The sequence below is a fragment of the Mammaliicoccus sp. P-M58 genome (assembly GCF_022386165.1).
Taxonomy (GTDB): domain Bacteria; phylum Bacillota; class Bacilli; order Staphylococcales; family Staphylococcaceae; genus Mammaliicoccus; species Mammaliicoccus sciuri.
The window spans coordinates 174356-191683 of the sequence record NZ_JAJNJI010000004.1 but is presented as its reverse complement, the minus strand read 5'-3'; the positions used below and the strand labels follow the sequence as shown (position 1 = coordinate 191683).

The 17328-nt window shown below is 31.9% G+C and carries 16 protein-coding genes; 13 read left to right on the top strand and 3 right to left on the bottom strand.

Going from position 1 to position 17328, the window contains the following annotated elements:
- Window positions 1-140: 140 nt before the first annotated feature.
- The gene (locus tag LQ694_RS06110) at window positions 141-1013 is read right to left on the bottom strand and encodes an SDR family oxidoreductase (RefSeq protein ID WP_049319129.1); all 873 of its coding nucleotides are present in this window, start codon (window positions 1011-1013) and stop codon (window positions 141-143) included.
- Between the two features lie 466 nt (window positions 1014-1479).
- Here LQ694_RS06110 and LQ694_RS06105 point away from each other — a divergent pair, with 466 nt between their 5' ends.
- The 11 genes from LQ694_RS06105 to rplS all read left to right on the top strand — a co-directional run bounded on the left by LQ694_RS06105 (window position 1480) and on the right by rplS (window position 11912).
- Window positions 1480-2103, top strand: a complete 624-nt coding sequence (locus LQ694_RS06105; protein WP_096791340.1) for a CHAP domain-containing protein — start codon at window positions 1480-1482, stop codon at window positions 2101-2103.
- Window positions 2104-2270: 167 nt separating this feature from the next.
- The gene (gene rnc, locus LQ694_RS06100; RefSeq protein ID WP_058611094.1) at window positions 2271-2990 is read left to right on the top strand and encodes a ribonuclease III; all 720 of its coding nucleotides are present in this window, start codon (window positions 2271-2273) and stop codon (window positions 2988-2990) included.
- A 10-nt stretch (window positions 2991-3000) separates the two neighbouring features.
- A complete protein-coding gene (gene smc, locus LQ694_RS06095; RefSeq protein ID WP_058611093.1) occupies window positions 3001-6567 on the top strand; it encodes a chromosome segregation protein SMC in 3567 nt (1188 codons plus the stop codon).
- Window positions 6564-7736 carry a signal recognition particle-docking protein FtsY gene (gene ftsY / locus LQ694_RS06090; RefSeq protein ID WP_058611092.1) on the top strand — a complete coding sequence of 391 codons (1173 nt, stop codon included), beginning with the start codon at window positions 6564-6566 and terminating at the stop codon, window positions 7734-7736. Before smc ends, ftsY begins: the two co-directional genes overlap by 4 nt.
- On the top strand, window positions 7726-8058 hold the full coding sequence (locus LQ694_RS06085) for a putative DNA-binding protein (protein ID WP_049319420.1): 333 nt from the start codon (window positions 7726-7728) through the stop codon (window positions 8056-8058). Before ftsY ends, LQ694_RS06085 begins: the two co-directional genes overlap by 11 nt.
- Before the next feature lie 12 nt (window positions 8059-8070).
- Window positions 8071-9435, top strand: coding sequence for a signal recognition particle protein (gene ffh, locus LQ694_RS06080; protein ID WP_049319125.1), 1365 nt, complete (start codon window positions 8071-8073; stop codon window positions 9433-9435).
- A gap of 192 nt (window positions 9436-9627) precedes the next feature.
- The gene (gene rpsP, locus LQ694_RS06075) at window positions 9628-9903 is read left to right on the top strand and encodes a 30S ribosomal protein S16 (protein WP_016910739.1); all 276 of its coding nucleotides are present in this window, start codon (window positions 9628-9630) and stop codon (window positions 9901-9903) included.
- Between the two features lie 13 nt (window positions 9904-9916).
- Window positions 9917-10144 (top strand): KH domain-containing protein, encoded by a 228-nt coding sequence (locus LQ694_RS06070; protein WP_025905305.1) that lies wholly within the window; start codon window positions 9917-9919, stop codon window positions 10142-10144.
- A 66-nt stretch (window positions 10145-10210) separates the two neighbouring features.
- Complete coding sequence (gene rimM / locus LQ694_RS06065; protein ID WP_231493041.1) at window positions 10211-10711, top strand: ribosome maturation factor RimM; 501 nt, start codon at window positions 10211-10213, stop codon at window positions 10709-10711.
- Complete coding sequence (gene trmD / locus LQ694_RS06060) at window positions 10711-11433, top strand: tRNA (guanosine(37)-N1)-methyltransferase TrmD (RefSeq protein ID WP_096791345.1); 723 nt, start codon at window positions 10711-10713, stop codon at window positions 11431-11433. Before rimM ends, trmD begins: the two co-directional genes overlap by 1 nt.
- 128 nt (window positions 11434-11561) lie before the next feature.
- Window positions 11562-11912, top strand: coding sequence for a 50S ribosomal protein L19 (rplS, locus tag LQ694_RS06055; RefSeq protein WP_025905308.1), 351 nt, complete (start codon window positions 11562-11564; stop codon window positions 11910-11912).
- Window positions 11913-12055: 143 nt separating this feature from the next.
- On the opposite strand, the gene LQ694_RS06050 is transcribed toward rplS, so the two are convergent.
- Together LQ694_RS06050 and LQ694_RS06045 are read right to left on the bottom strand one after the other, a co-directional pair.
- Window positions 12056-14656 carry a YfhO family protein gene (locus LQ694_RS06050; protein WP_218696610.1) on the bottom strand — a complete coding sequence of 867 codons (2601 nt, stop codon included), beginning with the start codon at window positions 14654-14656 and terminating at the stop codon, window positions 12056-12058.
- 18 nt (window positions 14657-14674) lie between these two features.
- Window positions 14675-15604, bottom strand: a complete 930-nt coding sequence (locus tag LQ694_RS06045; protein ID WP_096791347.1) for a glycosyltransferase family 2 protein — start codon at window positions 15602-15604, stop codon at window positions 14675-14677.
- 72 nt (window positions 15605-15676) lie between these two features.
- Here LQ694_RS06045 and ylqF point away from each other — a divergent pair, with 72 nt between their 5' ends.
- Both ylqF and LQ694_RS06035 read left to right on the top strand, forming a co-directional pair.
- Complete coding sequence (gene ylqF, locus LQ694_RS06040) at window positions 15677-16561, top strand: ribosome biogenesis GTPase YlqF (protein ID WP_058611087.1); 885 nt, start codon at window positions 15677-15679, stop codon at window positions 16559-16561.
- Window positions 16542-17318, top strand: coding sequence for a ribonuclease HII (locus LQ694_RS06035; RefSeq protein ID WP_058611086.1), 777 nt, complete (start codon window positions 16542-16544; stop codon window positions 17316-17318). Before ylqF ends, LQ694_RS06035 begins: the two co-directional genes overlap by 20 nt.
- Window positions 17319-17328: the final 10 nt, after the last annotated feature.

The window sequence follows — 17328 nt, the reverse complement described above, 5'->3', positions numbered from 1 at the left end:
ATTAGAAATATAGAAACGCTTAAATAAATTTAATTTTATATATCATGGTTTTAAAATGATGTTAATATTGTTATCTATTTTCTGATCAAATTTACCATAAGCATCTTTTACATGTTCTAAAGGAATTAAATGTAACAATCTTAACTAGATATATAATCTCCACCATTAATGTGTATAACTTGACCTGTTATATAGGAAGAATCATGCGAAGCAAGAAAGACATATGCAGGGGCATTTTCACTAGGTTGTCCTCTTCTTCCCATTAGGGTAGAATCGCCGTGCTTTTCAACTTTTTCTGCATCGAATGTTGCTGGAATTAATGGCGTATATATCGGCCCGGGAGCAACACCATTAACTCTAATGCCTTCTTTTGCTAAAGACTGTGCTAGAGAACGTGTAAAAGAAACTATTGCTCCTTTAGTAGCAGAGTAATCTATAAGGTCAGCTGATCCGTTATAAGCGGTGATACTTGTCGTATTAATAATAGTATCTCCTTTTTGTAAGTGTGGTAATGCTGCTTGAGTTAAATAAAACATTCCAAAAAAGTTTGTTTCAAATGTAAGTTTTAACTGTTCTGAAGTTATTTCTCTAAACTGATTTTTGGGATATTGAATACCACCATTATTAACTAATATATTTATTGTAGAAAAATCATTAACTACGTTTTCTATTAAATTATAAGCATCTTTTTCACTTTTTAAATCATGTTTGTATGCTTTTACTTTTACCCCTATGTCTTTTAATCTTTCAAGTGTTTCTAATGCATCTTTATCCTCATCAAAATAGGAGATAGCGACATTAGCGCCTTCTTTTGCATATAGAATTGCTGTAGCTTTACCAATACCAGAATCACCGCCAGTTATTAATGCAACTTTGCCTTTTAATTTACCAGCTGAATGATATTCATCGTCTTCCTCTATTGGTTTAGGTAACATTTCGTGTTCTACACCAGGTTGACTAGCTTGTGTATAACCTTTAATTTCTTCATGAATTCTTTCGAATTTGTCTTTCATTGTTTTAGTCATCTCCTTAATTATAGTATTTATTTACTACAATTACTAAATAACCACTCAAATAATCGCAGTAGTATAAGCGAATTAACTCAAACCAATTTTTGTTCAAACTATTAATGCTTATCATACTAATTCATGTGAACCAATTTTTTAAAGATGGTATAGTGTAAATATACCCTTGTAATTTTTGCTCAAACTAATATTTAGATTTGCTTTTAATTTAAAATTAAAACGAACAAATATTCTGATTTGTTAAGAGGTAATGTGAATAGATGTAAAAGGGATAAAAAGTTTATTTTTATATGAACTGATATGAAATAAACATTGAACAAAACCTATGAGAAGTGACTCATCATTTGTAATCAATACTTAATCTTTATAACCTATCCAGTATACTTTATATATGATAAAATGTTTTAATATATTATTTATGAATATATATAATACATATTTATTAGGGGGATGTATGAAGATTAAAAGCAAATTATTGTTAGCTATTGCATTTACGAGCTTGACTGCATTAAATTTGAATTTGCATGCTGACGCTAAGGATGGCGGAGGTAGTGATACATCTAAAGATAAGACACCTAAGATACAGAACGTAGAGGTTGAACATAGAGATTATAATAAGAAATCGAGCAAGGTCCAAAAAGAAGTTGCGAAATCTTCAACGGCTGCCATGAATTATGTTTATTCATTGGAAGGCAAGGGTTGGGATTTTGATGGCTACTACGGTTGGCAATGTTTTGATTTAGTGAATTATTATTGGAATTATTTATATGGTCACGGTTTACACGGTGATTATGCAAAAGATATTCCAACTGCTAATAATTTTAGTGGTGAAGCAACAGTGTACAAAAATACACCATCATTTGTAGCACAACCTGGAGACGTTGTTGTATTTAATGAAGATTTCGGATCAGGTGCCGGACATACAGCAATTGTATTAAACGGTAATGCAGACGGTAACGTAATGCAATTTACAAGTTTAGATCAAAATTGGTATGGTGGCGGCGCTGACAAGACAGAAGTTGCACAACGTATCACGCATGATTATGAAACTGAAATGTGGTTTATAAGACCAAATTAAGTAATCAATGATGATTACTTAAAGTGAAATAGACGTCTGAACAATGCAATTTGTTCAGACGTTTTATATATTGTGTCAATGGATATTGTCGTTTATGATAATATTCTTTTTTTTTTATGAAATATAACGTAAAATAGATAAGAAACATAATATTAGGGAGGACAGGCATGGTTAAAAATAAAGCACAAATCATAGCACAATTTAAAGCTCAATTCGATGCTTTTATGAAAGACATAAATATCGAATTTGAACAGTATGATATTTATGTTCAAGCATTCTCGCATTCAAGCTTTATAAACGACTTTAAGTTAGATAAATTAAGTCACAATGAACGTTTAGAGTTCTTAGGAGACGCGGTGTTAGAATTGACGGTGTCACAGTTTTTATTTAAGAAATTTCCATTACTTCCAGAAGGTAAGCTCACTAAACTGCGCGCATCAATTGTATGTGAACCATCACTTGTAACATTTGCAATGAGTTTAAATATGAACGAATTACTTTTACTTGGTAAAGGTGAAGAAAAAACAGGTGGTCGTGAACGTCCATCATTAATCGCCGATGCATTCGAATCATTTATTGGTGCTTTGTATTTAGATAAAGGACTTGAAATTGTAGAGCAATTTTTAGAAAAAGTTGTATTTCCACATGTCGTTGATGAAAATTATACTGCAAATCGTGATTATAAAACAGAATTGCAGGAATATATGCATCGTCATAATAAAGGTAATATTACGTATCATTTATTAGATGAAAGTGGTCCAGCACATCACAAGATGTTTACTTCTGAAGTACTATTAAATGGCAAACCTTTAGAAACAGGAAAAGGTAGAACGAAAAAAGAATCAGAACAAAATGCTGCTAAAAAAGCGTTGAATAATGGTCAATAAGGGGTAGTTTATGGTTTATTTAAAATCAATAGATGCATATGGATTTAAATCTTTTGCTGAACATACACATGTAGACTTTGATAATGGTGTGACAGCTATTGTAGGTCCAAATGGTAGTGGTAAAAGTAATATTACGGATGCTATAAAATGGGTTCTCGGTGAGCAATCAGCAAAAAGTTTACGTGGATCTAAGATGGAAGATGTCATCTTTAATGGGTCGAAAGAACGTAAAAAGTGCCAATATGCAGAAGTAAAATTAACATTGGATAATCATTCAAGAAAATTAAATATAGATGAAGATACAATAACAGTTGAACGCCGCTTATATAGAAATGGTGACAGTGAATATTATTTAAATAAAGAACGAACACGCTTAAAATCAGTCCTAGATCTATTTTTAGATTCAGGTCTTGGTAAAGAAGCTTTTAGTATTATTTCTCAAGGTAAAGTTGATGAAGTATTAAATGCTAAACCTAGTGATAGAAGATATCTAATAGAAGAAGCAGCTGGCGTATTAAAATATAAAAAACGTAAAAAAGAAGCGACACAAAAATTAGACGAAACAGAACAAAATCTAAATCGTGTTGAAGACATTGTATTCGATTTAGAGGCAAGAGTTGAGCCTCTAAGAGAAGAAGCTGCGATTGCTGAAGAGTATATTGCTTTAAAAGAAGAAATGAAAAAGAGTGATATTACTGTAACGGTATATGATATTGAAAGTTTAAATAAAGATTTTAAAAAGCTTGAACAAGAGATCGAGCATTTTCAATATCAAAAAGAACAAAAAACAAATGAATTAGACGCTATGACATTTGAATTAAATGAAAAGAAAAAATTGAGAGATCAGATTTCTAATCAAATTCAAAATGATAACAAGGCATTAGTTGAAGCGACTGAATCATTAGAAAGATTTACTGGTCAATTAGAAGTCTTAAAAGAACGTCAAAAAAATAGTGATGCGACAAATGAAAGACTAGAAGAAGAAAAGCAAGCTTCTCAAATGAGAATTAACAAAATTACGGAACAAATTAAAGAAATAGATGTGGAATTGAAAGAATTTAAAGATAGATATCAAGCATTAGTGCAAGAAATTAATGGACTTGAAGGTCAATTATCAAATCAAGAAGGTACATTTGAAGAGAAAATTGAACAATTGAAAGATCGTTATTATCAACTCATGACAGAACAATCAGACATTAATAATGATATTAGATTTTTAGAAGACAAATTAGCAACACATCAAGAAAAACAATCAAGATTAGATGGCAGACAAAAAGAAGTATACGAAGAACTTCAACGTGTTTGGGAAGATAAATCGACTTATACCGAAAAGCTACAATCTGTTGAAAAAGAACTTCAAGAAACAACTGAAAAATATAAATCTGATCATAAGTTGTTGAAAAGTAAAGAACAAGCATATAAAGATACGGAGTCAAAACTGTATCAAGCGTACCGTTATACAGAACAAATGAAGACGCGGATTAATACGTTAAAGAGTATGCAAGATGAATACTCTGGATTTTATTCTGGTGTGAAACATGTGCTGAAAGAAAAGTCACTCAATGGTATTGAAGGTGCAGTTGCAGAAATTATCGATACACCTTCGAAATTGACAACAGCTATTGAAATAGCGCTGGGCGCGTCCTTGCAACATATTATTGTACAAGAAGAGAAAGATGCACGATTAGCGATTAAATATTTAAAAGATAAAAAGCTAGGTCGTGCTACATTCTTACCAATGAATGTGGTTAAAAAACGATTTATACCACAATCTGTTATCGAGCAAATTAATGATCAACAAGGCTTCATTACAGTAGCTTCTGAAGGCGTTAAATATGATGAGAAATATCGAAATATTGTAGAGCATTTGTTAGGTAGTACAATTATTGCTAAAGATTTAGAAACTGCCAATCAACTTGCGAGGTTAATTCAGTTCAAGCATAGAATTGTGACACTTGAAGGTGATGTGATTACGCCTGGTGGTGCTATGACCGGTGGTGGCAAAGAAAAGAAAGTAAGTTTGTTATCACAAAAAGATGAACTGAAAACGACTGAAGATAAGTATCAGAACTTTATGCAACAAACAACTCAAATCGAAGAGAATGTAAAAGCATTAAAACAAGAAGTTCAAAATATCGAACAGTCCTTAACTGAAACACAAGAAAAAGGTACTGAACTAAGAGCTAAAGAGCATGAAGTAACGTTACAATTAGATGCAGTATTAGCTAAAGAAAAGCGATTAAAAGACGAAAATGAAACGTTTGAATTTGAAAAGAATGATGGCTATAACTTTGTGAAAGGTCAAGAAACATTACAAGAAAAGAAAAATAAACTTGTAACGATTAAACAAGATATAGAGAAAATTGATAACGAAATCAATCAATTAAATGCATCTCTTTCACATAGCAAAGATAGTGAAAAAACGATTCAAAATACATTAAATGAAAAACGTTCAAATCTCGCAGTTGAAAAAGAACGAAATCGTTTGAAAGAACAAGACAAGAAACGTCTTAAAGAAGATTTAAATGAATATGAACATACGTTAACTAAGATTAATGACCAAATTGAATTAATCAATTCCGATGATTATATGGGTAGTGGTCAATTTGAAAAAGTCGAAAGTCAAATTCAACTGTTTACAGATAAAAAGCAAGAAATAGAAACGAAAATGATGGATAATCAAGATAAATATAAATCTATTCAAGAAGAAATTGAGCAAATTGAGCGCGATACGCAATCTATGCATCAAAGCATTTCTGGTTTAGAAACAGGCTTACAAGATATGGTTAGTAAGCACTCGAAAATAGATATTATGATTGAGCATCAATTGACACACTTAAATGAAACGTATCAATTAACTTTTGAAAAAGCACAATCATTGTATGAAATGCCAGAAGATATTTCAGAAGCAAGAAAAACAGTTAAATTAACGAAAATGTCTATAGATGAACTTGGACATGTAAATTTAAATGCGATTGAACAATTTAAAGAAGTTAATGAAAGATATACATTCTTAAGTGACCAAAGAACGGATTTATTAGAAGCAAAAGAAACATTAGAACAAGTCATATTAGAAATGGATGGCGAAGTATCTACTAGATTTAAAGAAACCTTTGATGAAGTGAATCATCATTTTGGAAATGTGTTTAAATCACTCTTCAATGGTGGACGTGCTGAGTTACAACTTACAGATAAAGATATTTTAGATGCTGGTGTTGAAATTGTCGTACAACCTCCAGGTAAGAATCGACAATACTTATCGCTACTTAGTGGTGGGGAACGTGCGCTATCTGCAATCAGTTTACTCTTTGCAATATTAAAAGCACGTACAGCGCCTTTTGTTATTCTAGATGAAGTTGAAGCTGCATTAGATGAACAAAATGTGATAAGATATGCAGAATATTTAGATCAACTTAAATCAGAAACTCAATTTATCGTCATTACACATAGAAAAGGCACAATGTCATACGCGGATAGCTTATATGGTGTTACAATGCAAGAAGCAGGCATTTCTAAACTTGTGAGTGTTAACTTAAAATCAATTAAAGAAGAAGAATTGGAGGCATTACAATCATGAGTTTTTTTAAACGATTAAAGGATAAATTCTCTCCTAGTGAAGAAAAAAACAAAGAGATTGAAAACCAAGAAGAACAACCAGTACAAGACTTAGAACCTGAGTCTAATGAAAAAGAAAATCCTGAAGCGGTTCAGTTTGATGATGGATTAATGTCATTAGATGAGTTTGAAGAATGGGAATCAGAACAACTTGGTGCTAAGTTCAAACAAGGATTAGAAAAATCTAGAGAGAACTTCCAAAATAAATTAAATGATTTATTAGCTGTTTATCGTAAAGTTGATGAAGATTTCTTTGAAGCATTAGAAGAAATGTTAATTCAAGCAGATGTTGGATTTAACACAGTTATGGAACTTGTTGATGAATTACGTATGGAAGCAAAACGCCAAAATATTAGTGAAACATCTGAATTAAGAGAAGTCATCGTTGAAAAAATAGTCGAAATTTATGTACAAGATGATGAAGATATTGATCGAATGAATATTGAAAATGACCGATTAAATGTTATATTAATGGTTGGTGTTAATGGTGTTGGTAAAACGACGACAATTGGTAAATTAGCACACCGTTATAAACAAGAAGGTAAAAAAGTTATGTTAGCAGCTGGAGATACTTTCCGTGCAGGTGCTATTGAACAATTGAAAGTTTGGGGAGAACGTGTTGGCGTAGAAGTAATTAGTCAAAAAGAAGGTTCTGACCCAGCAGCAGTTATGTATGATGCAGTAAATGCTGCTAAAAATAGAGGTGCTGATATTTTAATTTGTGATACTGCAGGACGATTACAAAATAAAGCAAACTTAATGAATGAATTACAAAAAGTTAGAAAAGTTATTGATCGCAATGTACCTGGAGCACCACATGAAGTATTATTAGCATTAGATGCTACAACTGGTCAAAACGCATTGTCACAAGCTAAATCATTTAAAGAAGTGACACAAGTTACAGGTATCGTATTAACGAAACTTGACGGAACAGCAAAAGGTGGTATCGTGTTAGCGATACGTAATGAATTACAAATTCCAGTTAAATTTGTAGGACTCGGTGAAAAACTTGATGACTTACAACCATTTGATGCAGAAAGCTATGTTTATGGATTATTTGCAGATATGATAGATGCGAATGAATCTGTTGAAAATACTACTGAAGAAGCTGATCAAAATGATGGAAAATAATGAACTTATAAAAACAATGAGAATGAATTACTTATTTGATTTTTATCAAGGGTTATTAACTGAAAAACAACGCAATTATTTAGAATTATATTATTTACAAGATTATGCACTAAGTGAAATTGCAGAGACATTTCATGTGAGTCGACAAGCAGTATATGATAATATAAAACGAACAGATGAATTATTAGAAGAGTACGAAACGAAATTACAGCTCTTTAAAAAATTTAAAGAAAGACAATCTATTATTGATGAATTAAAAAGATTGTCAGGAGATAATCAAGAACTTAATCAGGCGATAGAACGCTTAGAAATTCTTGAATAGGAGGAGAAATTTATGGCATTTGAAGGGTTATCCGAAAGACTTCAAGCCACGATGCAACGCATCAAAGGTAAGGGTAAAGTTACAGAGCAAGATATTAAAGCAATGATGCGTGAAGTACGATTAGCATTATTAGAAGCAGACGTTAACTTTAAAGTTGTTAAATCTTTTGTAAACACAGTATCTGAGCGTGCGTTAGGTGCAGATGTTATGCAATCTTTAACACCTGGACAACAAGTCATCAAGATTGTTCAAGATGAATTAACAACTTTAATGGGTGGAGAAAATAGTAAAATTAACATGAGCAGTAAACCACCTACTGTTGTGATGATGGTCGGTTTACAAGGTGCAGGTAAAACAACAACTGCAGGTAAATTAGCATTATTAATGAGAAAAAAATATAACAAAAAGCCATTACTTGTCGCATGTGATATTTATAGACCAGCTGCGATTCAACAGTTACAAACGGTTGGTAAGCAAATTGATATACCTGTATATACTGAAGGCGATCAAGTAAGTCCAAAACAAATTACTGAGAATGCGTTGAAATATGCACGTGAAGAACATTTAGACTTTGTTATTATCGATACAGCAGGTCGTCTGCATATTGACGAAGCATTAATGAATGAGCTTGTAGACGTTAAAGAAGTATCTAAACCAGATGAAATTATGCTTGTTGTAGACTCTATGACAGGTCAAGATGCTGTAAATGTTGCAGAATCATTTGATAATACATTAGATGTAACAGGTGTAACATTAACTAAATTAGATGGTGACACACGTGGTGGTGCAGCACTTTCAATCCGTTCTGTTACTGAAAAGCCAATTAAATTTATTGGTATGAGTGAAAAGCTAGATGGACTTGAATTGTTCCATCCAGAACGTATGGCATCTAGAATTTTAGGTATGGGTGACGTATTAAGTTTAATTGAAAAAGCCCAACAAGGTGTCGATGAAGAAAAAGCTAAAGAATTAGAAAAGAAAATGAGAACATCTTCATTTACGTTTGATGATTTCTTAGAACAATTAGAACAAGTTAAAGGATTAGGTTCGTTAGATGATCTGATGAATATGATTCCAGGTGCTAACAAAATGAAAGGCATGAAAAATGCTAACATGGATCCTAAACAAATCGATAATGTTCAAGCGATTATTCGTTCTATGACTTTAGAAGAAAGAAATAATCCTGACATTTTAAATGTTTCTAGAAAACGTCGTATTGCTAAAGGTTCAGGTCGTTCTTTACAAGAAGTAAATAGATTGATCAAACAATTTGGCGATATGAAGAAAATGATGAAACAATTTACAGGAAGCAATAAAAAAGGTAAAAAAGGTAAACGTGGCGGAAATCCATTCCAAGGCATGAACTTACCGTTCTAATAGAAGCGTGACGCATCTATAATATAGAGCAAAGTTATGGCAGCTATCTTTAAGTGATAATGCCAGCTTTGCTCTCTTATTTTGCATGAAATTTAAATTGGTAAAGAGAAAACACTTTACAAACAATTTATATCCTGTTATAGTATTTACTTGTAGAAAAGAAATTATAAATGAGTAAGGAGTTTTTTAAACATGGCAGTTAAAATTCGTTTAACACGTAAAGGGTCAAAAAGAAACCCATTTTATCGTATAGTAGTAGCAGATGCACGTTCTCCACGTGATGGTCGTATTATCGAACCAATCGGTACTTACAATCCAGTTGCTAAACCAGAAGCAGAAATCAAAGTTGACGAAGAGTTAGCTTTAAAATGGTTAGCTGACGGTGCAAAACCTACTGATACAGTTCGTGATATCTTATCAACTCAAGGTATCATGGAGAAATTCCATAATTCTAAACTTTCTAAGTAAAGCGTAGATTATATTGGAAAAATTAATACAAACAATTATAGTACCGCTCGTAGATTATCCGGAGAACATCAATATATCTAAAGATGAACAAGATTCTAGCATTACGTTCAATATAGACGTTCATGAAGAAGACATTGGCAGAATTATTGGTAAGAAGGGCAGAATGATTAAAGCAATTCGTACAATTGTGTCTGGTTCAATGAACGAGCAAGGCAAGAAAGTGTTTGTAGAAGTTAATTAAGAGTACCTAATTGGTGCTCTTTTTTAATGTTAATAATTAATGAAACAGTTGAGGAGGCACGGCTCAATGAATGTTGAAATAGGCAAAATTGTTAATACACATGGTATTAAAGGTGAAGTGAAAATATTATCAGATTCTGACTTTACCGATGAACGATTTCAAAAAGGTCAACTTATTACAGTTAAGAAAAATAATGAATCATTTTCATTTACTATAGCATCACATAGAATGCATAAGAATTTTCATCTTTTAACGTTTGAAGGTATTCATAACATTAATGATATCGAACATTTAAAAGGTTCTAAAATTTACCAAGAAGAATCAAATGAAGCGATTGAACTTGAAGAAAATGAATATTATTATTCAGACATTATTGGTTGTACAGTGTTCGTTGATGAAGAAGCGTTAGGTAGAGTAATCGAAATAATGGAGACAGGTGCTAACGATGTATGGGTCGTTAAGGGAGATAAAGAATATTTAATTCCTTATATTGAAGATGTTGTTAAACATGTTGATGTTGATCTGAAGACTATTAAAATTGAACCATTAGAAGGTTTATTAGACTGATGAAGATTGATTATTTAACACTGTTTCCTGAAATGTATGAAGGTGTACTCAATCATTCCATAATGAAACGAGCACAAGATAAAGAAATTGTTCAATTTAATACAGTGAATTTTAGAGATTTTGCGAATAATAAACATTCACAAGTTGATGATTACCCTTATGGTGGCGGACAAGGTATGGTCCTTAAACCAGAACCTGTATTCAATGCGCTTCAATCATTAGATAAAGATGAAAATACGCGCGTGATTTTAATGTGTCCACAAGGTGAGCCATTCACACAAGCGAAAGCGGAGTCTTTATCAGAAAGTGATCATATTATTTTTATTTGTGGTCATTATGAAGGATATGATGAGCGTATTAGAGAACATTGTGTAACGGATGAAATATCAATTGGAGACTTTGTATTAACAGGTGGAGAACTTGCGAGCATGACAATGACAGATGCAATCGTAAGACTAATACCAGGTGTTCTTGGTAATCAAGTATCACATGAAGATGATTCATTTTCATCTGGATTGCTAGAACATCCTCAGTACACAAGACCAGCTGATTATGAAGGTTTAAAAGTACCAGATGTATTATTATCTGGGAATCATGCAAACATTGAAAAATGGAGACATAAACAATCATTATTAAGAACACAACAGAGAAGACCAGATTTGTTAGAAAGTTATCCATTAACAGAAGCGGATAAACGTTTCTTAAATGATAACAAAAAATAGATTGAATCAACTTGTACAATGTGATATATTAATATAAGTGTGTGAGCACAAATTCACTATGATCCGCTGCTAGCATTTATATGAAACAATTACATTGGGCAAGAACATAGTCAGAAGGAGAGAATATAATGAGTAATAATAAGTTAATCGAAGCAGTAACAAAAGACCAATTACGTACGGATATTCCAACATTCCGTGCTGGTGACACTTTAACTGTACACGTACGTATCGTTGAAGGTAGCCGCGAACGTATCCAAGTGTTCGAAGGTGTAGTTATTAAACGTCGTGGTGGCGGAATTTCTGAAACGTTTACAGTTCGTAAAATTTCTTACGGTGTTGGTGTTGAGCGTACATTCCCTGTACACACTCCAAAAATCGAGAAAATCGAAGTTAAACGTCGCGGTAAAGTACGTCGTGCGAAACTTTACTACTTACGTAGCCTACGTGGTAAAGCTGCTCGTATTAAAGAAATTAGATAATATAAACCTTGGCATTGCTTGCTAAGCGTTTAAGTGATTGGGACATATATCCCGACACAAAATAAATAAGCATATCACTGAACTGATTACTCAGTTGCTGGTGATATGCTTATTTTTTATTGACTAATAAGGGTCGAATATATTTAAGTTTGCAGCTTCCTATTCACTTTTCTTGTGAAGACGATACTTAAAATAATTGAAACAAATGAAACCAAAATCATCGTTTTAAAATAGGGTGGTTGATAAGTGATTTCTATATCTTTGTCTTGTTGTTCTACATCAATACCTGACATAATGTGATTGACTTTGTGAATGGCTTTGTCTTTACCGTCTACTTTAGCCTTTAAGCCTTCTCTATACGGTATATTGATGACTGCTGTTCCTTTTTTGTGTTCTTTTAAAGATATATTAATTTTCCTGTTTTTTTCATGGTAAGTATAACGTTTCTCTTTATGAGCTTGCTTCAACGTTTGATAATTTTCACCATATAAACCTTGTAATTGTAATTTATATTTCCCATTCGTTAATGAGATAAATATTTTACCATCTTTAGGTACTGGCACACGATAAAGTAAATCATCTTGATTCATGCGATATTTTGAATCTTGGAAGAGACGATTATTTGGATAATCATTTACTTGAATTGTAAAGTTTGATTGTGGTAATTCCCGTTCTAAATGTAACATTAAATATAAATCTTGATATCGATTCGTTAACTTTTTAGGTAGCTGAATCGTTAAACCATCTCCATTTCGAGGCACGGTCAACATATTGTGTTGATAATCGGCATCACGTGTTGTAATGGTAGTTTGATTTAAAAGATTCGGTGTTTTGTTTATTTCTGAATTAACTTTATCTTTATCTGTTGTAACAACACCTTTTATCATGGCATGTTCAAGATCTAATGGATTATCAATATCATTGGCATCATAATATTGATCGGTTACTTTAACTGCAGGTAACGGTTGCTCATTTTCCAATATTTGATATTTCCCATCGTCTTGAATCAATTTAAAGTTTGCTGGTGATGATTTCTGGTATGATTTCTTCATTATATACTTTGTTGACCAAAGACTGTATAAGTTTGATCGATCTTGCATATCGCTATAACGACTTAATGATTCATTCTGTAGATTAACTTTTGCATCTTCAAATAGATATTGATTCAAACTGCCATCAAAAATACTAGAGTATAAACTAAGACCTTTAAAATGTTGATACATAGGTGTATTGTCTTGTGTTAATACGCGCCATCCTAATCTTTCATCAGGATTCAATTGATGATTTAAATGTGATACATGACTGCGTTGTAAACCACTATCAAACGTACTAGCTTGAATAAAGAATTTATTCGCACGTCTTTCATGATCATCGTGATAGATTTGGTTCTTACTATAATCTTTTGAGACTAAGAAAGAAGTTAACAAAATCATTGTCGCAAATACAATTGTTAATAAACGTGTAAAACGCTTTATGGTTAATACGAGTAATCCTATTATAAATAGAATAGGTACCATCCAAATCCAACTGACATAATCTTTAGTTACGAAATAACTTGAAAAAATGACAACAAAACCTGGTATCGCCGTGATGATATATTGCTTGATACTGATCGATTTAAAGTAATATACGTAACTTGCAATTAAACCACTAGAAAAGAACGTTAATAAATAATGCCATCTTTTTTGTGGAGCAGAAAAGCCATTAAAAATACTATCTACATAAGGTATAAAACTCGCAATCATTAAGATGATTGTGAAAATACTAAATAATCTATAATAATAATGTTTGTAAAGCTTTATTGTTAAAAGTGCCTGAATGGCTATAAAAAGTACAACAATTAAATAATTGTCATAGAATATATTGTCATGTTTATTAAAGTTAGACAGTAATGGAATCGTTCCATTATAAATTGCACGATTATTCCCAATGAAACCATTGGCAGAGTGGAAGAAAATAAATAAACTACTTCCAAGACCAAGTATACTTGCTACTACAAGTAATTTGAGTTGTTGTATTCTTGGTACGATATCAGCCTTATGTTGAAAAATAAATCGATAGAAAAAGTAAATGAGCCCTGTTAAAAACTGATAGTATGCAAAATAAAAGTTATTGATAAACGTTAAGGCAACGATTAAGATAAACATGCCAATCTTTTTATCTTTTAAAAATCTTTCAATACTGAATAATAATAATGGTAATAGTACAAAGACATCGCTAAAGAATGGCCAATATACAGTAAATCTAAAATAAATAGGAGAAACTGCAAATAGAAAAGCAGCAACTATTGAAGCAGTTCGATTTAAGCCAATCTTCTTAACATACAAAAAGGTAAAACTCATAATTAAAAATGACTTTACGATTGATATGACAATGGCATTCTGAGCCCAAAATAACATATGATTCGTATTAAAATGGAAGATAAATGAGCCTAACCAAACAAAAATGACATTTATAATGAACAAAATATTTGTAGAGAAGTAATAAGACAAATCCATAAACATATCTCCACCAAGACCTAAATCAGTTGAATAGAAAAATGTTCCATGTGTCCAATGTTCATATAAATACATTTGAATTGGCAACATTTGTTCGATGCCATCATTTGGACCAGTAAAAATAATACCATCTTTAAAATAGCGATAAAGTATGTAACTATGACCTAAAATGGCTAAAATACCGAAAAGTAAAATGTATTTAAAAATAGTGTTGTTATTCAAAAATGTTTTGCTTTTATTTATCATTTGATTCACCTATATGTGTTATTCGTGAGATTTAAGGTTTGTTTGTTGAATAATATATTTTGGTCTATCTTTTGTTTCATAATAAATTCGACCAATGTATTCACCTATAACACCTAAACTAAATAATTGAAGGCCACCTAGGAATAAAATGGCAGAAATAATTGTGAAATAACCGGGTTCTTCGATGCCATGTATCATAATATTTATAAATGTAATTAAAATATATAGAAGACAGATAAACATTGTAATACCACCAAAATAAAAGCATAGTCGAAGCGGTTTATTATTAAAACTAACGATACCATCAATTGCGTAATCGATTAATTTAAAGCTGGAATATTTAGAACGTCCTTGATTTCTATCTTGATGATTATATGTAATCGTTGTCTTATTAAAGCCAACCCATTCAAAAATACCTTTAGAGAATCGATTATACTCAGTCATTTTAATGATAGATTGTACAACTTCTTTAGAGATTAATCGAAAGTCACCTTCACCACTTTTTAACTTAACATCAATCATATTTCTAGATAATTTATAGAATATTTTAGCTGGAATTCTTTTGAAAAATGACTCTTTGTCGCGATTGCGTAATGCGACAACTTGTTGATAGCCTTCAAGATGTAATTCAATCATTTGAGGGATTATCTCGGGTGGGTGTTGAAGGTCTGAATCCATAATAATAACAGCATCGCCTATACTGTGCTCAAGTCCACAATACATAGCAGATTCTTTGCCGAAATTTTTAGAGAAAGATATGTATTTAACATGCTTGTCTTTTTCTGATAGTGATTGAATTAAATTTAAAGAAGCATCTGTAGAACCATCATCAACAAAAATGATTTCGAATTGATGTGGCAAATTTAAAAAGACGTTTGATACTTTTTCATGTAAAATAGAGATGTTAGTTTCCTCATTATAAAGAGGAACTATAATTGAAATAAACATAACAAACCTCCTATATAGATATGGTTAATATATCATATTTCGATAGTTTAAGATAAGAAAGGATAAATATAAATGACAATTCAATGGTTTCCAGGTCATATGGCCAAAGCGAGACGCGAAGTAACAGAACAATTAAAAATGGTAGATGTGGTATTCGAATTAGTCGATGCACGTATTCCGTTATCTTCAAGAAATCCAATGATTGATGACATTGTTAAACAAAAACCTCGTGTTGTAATACTTAATAAAAAAGATATGTCAAAACAAAGTGAGACAGATAAATGGACGCAATACTTTAAAAATCAAGGCTTTTTCCCAGTTCAAATTGATTCGAAACATGGTAAGCATTTAGGCGAGCTTATGAAAGCTGCACAAGCTGCCACTAAAGAAAAATTTGATAGAGAAAAACGTAAAGGTCTTCGTCCGAGAGCAATTAGAGCAATGATTGTTGGTATTCCGAATGTAGGTAAATCCACACTTATCAATAAATTAGCCAAAAAATCAATTGCTAAAACAGGTAATACACCGGGTGTAACGAAAAAACAACAATGGATTAAAGTAGGAAAAGAATTAGAATTGTTAGATACACCAGGGATTTTATGGCCAAAATTTGAAGACCAAACAATCGGTAAAAAGCTAAGTTTAACAGGCGCAATTAAAGACAGTATTGTACATTTAGATGAAGTTGCGATATATGGATTAAACTTTTTAATCGATCATGATCCAGAAAAATTAAAACAATTTTATCAAATAGAATTACCTGAAGATAGTGATGTTATCGGATTGTTCGATCAAATAGGTAAAAGAAGAGGCATGTTAAAACGTGGTAATGAAGTGGATTATGAGTCTGTTACTGAGTTAATCATTAGAGATTTACGTAATGCTAAAATTGGTCATTACTGCTTCGATATATATGAAGAAATGAAGGATGGCATGCATGAAACAGAAGAGCATTAAAGAAATTGTTGAAGAGATTAATCAATATTTAAAGATTCAAGAAGTTGAAGCATCACCTTATAACGAAGATGAACGTAAAGGAGTTCAAAATGCTTTAAGCAAGCGAATCAAGCAGTTAGAAAAAATAGAACAACTTCATCTTAAATATATTCAAATGAATCAATATGAAAAACAAGTATTAGACTTAAACAAAGATGCTGTAATTTGTGGGATTGATGAAGTAGGGAGAGGTCCACTTGCAGGTCCAGTCGTAGCAAGCGCGGTCATTCTTGAACAAGATCATCAATATTTAGGCATTACAGATTCGAAAGCTTTATCACAAGCTAAACGTTCTTATTTCGAACAAGAAATATATAATCGTGCACGTGCGGTAGGTATTGGCATTGCAACGGTAGAAGAAATTGATGAACTCAATATATATGAAGCAACAAAGGTAGCGATGCAACGAGCGATAGATCAATTGTCAATCAAACCAGACCACTTGTTGATTGATGCGATGAAGTTAGATAATGGCATTCCACAAACATCTATTATAAAAGGAGACTTAAATAGTGTTTCTATAGCAGCAGCGAGTGTGATTGCTAAAGAATATCGTGATAAGTTAATGTCCCAATACCATATTGAGTATCCTGGATATGATTTTGATAAAAATAAAGGTTACGGCACAAAATCACATTTAGAAGGGCTCGAAAATTATGGTATTACACCGATACACCGTAAAACTTTCGAACCTATCAAATCAAAAGTGAAATATTAGTCTAACAATT

Bases quoted from the DNA above. Each gene is read 5' to 3' on its own strand.
- rpsP (WP_016910739.1), top strand. From the start codon at position 9,628: ATGGCAGTTAAAATTCGTTTAACACGTAAAGGGTCAAAAAGAAACCCA.
- rplS (WP_025905308.1), top strand. From the start codon at position 11,562: ATGAGTAATAATAAGTTAATCGAAGCAGTAACAAAAGACCAATTACGT.
- LQ694_RS06110 (WP_049319129.1), bottom strand. From the start codon at position 1,013: ATGAAAGACAAATTCGAAAGAATTCATGAAGAAATTAAAGGTTATACA.
- LQ694_RS06045 (WP_096791347.1), bottom strand. From the start codon at position 15,604: ATGTTTATTTCAATTATAGTTCCTCTTTATAATGAGGAAACTAACATC.
- ylqF (WP_058611087.1), top strand. From the start codon at position 15,677: ATGACAATTCAATGGTTTCCAGGTCATATGGCCAAAGCGAGACGCGAA.
- LQ694_RS06085 (WP_049319420.1), top strand. From the start codon at position 7,726: ATGGAAAATAATGAACTTATAAAAACAATGAGAATGAATTACTTATTT.
- LQ694_RS06105 (WP_096791340.1), top strand. From the start codon at position 1,480: ATGAAGATTAAAAGCAAATTATTGTTAGCTATTGCATTTACGAGCTTG.
- rnc (WP_058611094.1), top strand. From the start codon at position 2,271: ATGGTTAAAAATAAAGCACAAATCATAGCACAATTTAAAGCTCAATTC.
- ffh (WP_049319125.1), top strand. From the start codon at position 8,071: ATGGCATTTGAAGGGTTATCCGAAAGACTTCAAGCCACGATGCAACGC.
- LQ694_RS06035 (WP_058611086.1), top strand. From the start codon at position 16,542: ATGAAACAGAAGAGCATTAAAGAAATTGTTGAAGAGATTAATCAATAT.
- smc (WP_058611093.1), top strand. From the start codon at position 3,001: ATGGTTTATTTAAAATCAATAGATGCATATGGATTTAAATCTTTTGCT.
- rimM (WP_231493041.1), top strand. From the start codon at position 10,211: ATGAATGTTGAAATAGGCAAAATTGTTAATACACATGGTATTAAAGGT.
- LQ694_RS06050 (WP_218696610.1), bottom strand. From the start codon at position 14,656: ATGATAAATAAAAGCAAAACATTTTTGAATAACAACACTATTTTTAAA.
- ftsY (WP_058611092.1), top strand. From the start codon at position 6,564: ATGAGTTTTTTTAAACGATTAAAGGATAAATTCTCTCCTAGTGAAGAA.
- trmD (WP_096791345.1), top strand. From the start codon at position 10,711: ATGAAGATTGATTATTTAACACTGTTTCCTGAAATGTATGAAGGTGTA.